The following is a 1,905-nucleotide window of genomic DNA, read 5'->3' on the forward strand; positions in this document are numbered from 1 at the left end:
TCCAATCCTGTCAGCAACAGGGGAAGTGTGACACTTCTGATTTGCAGATGTGGGACACTTTAACTTTGCGGCTACACGGTCCGCGCGTGTAATGATCGTTATGTTAAATTATTCGCATTCAGACCGCGGGCCGCATGGCCTGCGGCTTTTGGCCAGTGCCTGTGGTATCGACAAACCTCATCCAAACGCGCAATAACCCTGCGGGCGCGGCAGATCCTTGCCGCGCTTATGGCATATCGCGACGGACGTGGTGCACAGGATCGAAGGAGACCAAAGACCATGCGGGTGATCAAGGAAAGTGATCTGATCGACAGCATCGCCGAGGCGTTGCAATACATTTCCTACTATCATCCGCCGGATTTCATCCGTGCCATGGCCGCCGCGTGGGAACGCGAGGAAAATCCCGGCGCCAAGCAGGCGATGGCGCAGATTCTGGTGAACTCGCGCATGTGCGCCATGGGTCGCCGTCCGATCTGTCAGGACACCGGCACCGCCAACGTGGTGATCGAGGTCGGCGCGCAGGCGCGGCTTGAACTGTCCGGCAGCCTTCAGGATGCCGTGGACGAGGCCACGCGCCGCGCCTATCAGCTGGACACCAACCCGCTGCGCGCCTCGGTCGTGACCGACCCGTTCGGCACGCGCAAGAACTCGGGCGACAACACGCCCGCCATGCTGACCACGGAAATCGTCGCGGGCGATACCGTGTCGGTGCATGTGGCGGCCAAGGGCGGTGGCTCGGAAAACAAGGCGAAATTCACCGTGCTGAACCCCTCGGCCTCGATTGCCGACTGGGTGGTGCAGACCGTGGAGACGCTGGGCGCGGGCTGGTGCCCGCCGGGCATCCTTGGCATCGGCGTCGGCGGCTCGGCCGACAAGGCGATGAAGCTGGCCAAGGCGTCGTTGAACGACCCCATCGACCTGCATGACCTGATCCGCCGTGGCCCGTCGAACCGGACCGAGGAACTGCGCCTTGAAATCGCCGAGCGGGTCAATGCGCTGGGGATCGGCGCGCAGGGCTTGGGCGGTCTGACCACCGTGCTCGACGTCAAGATCCACAGCTTCCCGACGCATGCGGCCTCGCTGCCCGTTGGCCTGATCCCGAACTGCGCCGCCACGCGCCACGTGCATTTCACGCTGGACGGGTCCGGCCCGGCCCGGTTCGAGGCGCCCGATCTGGCCGACTGGCCCGAGGTGCTGCTGGACAAGGCCGGTGCGAATACTCGGAAGCTGAACCTCGACGATCTGAACGACGAGGTCGTGGCCTCGCTGAAGCCCGGCCAGACGATCCTGGCCTCGGGGACGCTCTATACCGGCCGCGATGCCGCGCATAAGCGCATGGTCGAGATGCTCGACCGGGGCGAAGAGCTGCCCGTCGATCTCAAAGGCCGCGCGATCTATTATGTGGGGCCAGTGGATGCGGTCGGCGACGAGGTGATCGGACCTGCGGGGCCGACGACCTCGACCCGGATGGACAAGTTCACCGACCAGATCCTTGGCGCGACGGGGTTGAAGCTGATGGTCGGCAAGGCCGAGCGCGGCCCGGTCGCGCTGGAGGCCATCGCCAAGCACAAGGCCGCCTACCTGATCGCTGTGGGCGGCGCTGCCTATCTGGTGTCGAAGGCCATCAAGGACGCGAAACCCATTGCGTTCCAAGACCTTGGCATGGAAGCGATCTATGAGCTGAAGGTCGAGGACATGCCGCTGACCGTCGCCGTGGACAGCGAGGGCAACTCGATCCACAAGACCGGCCCGGCGGAATGGAAGCGGGTGCCGATCCTCGCCTGAGGGTTTTGACGCAGGGCGAGGTTTCCCCCGCCCTGCGCCATAAGGCGCTTTGGGTCAGGCCCAGTCGACGGGCAGCAGCGCGTCGGGGAGGTTCTGGTAGCAGACCGGGCGCAGGAAGCG

At 64.6% G+C, this 1,905-nt stretch carries 1 protein-coding gene; it reads left to right on the top strand.

The features are described 5' to 3' along the window. The first annotated feature begins 279 nt into the window (after nt 1-279). Nucleotides 280-1,785, top strand: coding sequence for a fumarate hydratase (locus D8Z78_RS24300; protein ID WP_121632374.1), 1,506 nt, complete (start codon nt 280-282; stop codon nt 1,783-1,785). The last annotated feature ends 120 nt before the right edge of the window (nt 1,786-1,905 follow it).

It is taken from the genome of Tropicibacter alexandrii (assembly GCF_003667315.2).
Lineage (GTDB): Bacteria > Pseudomonadota > Alphaproteobacteria > Rhodobacterales > Rhodobacteraceae > Tropicibacter > Tropicibacter alexandrii.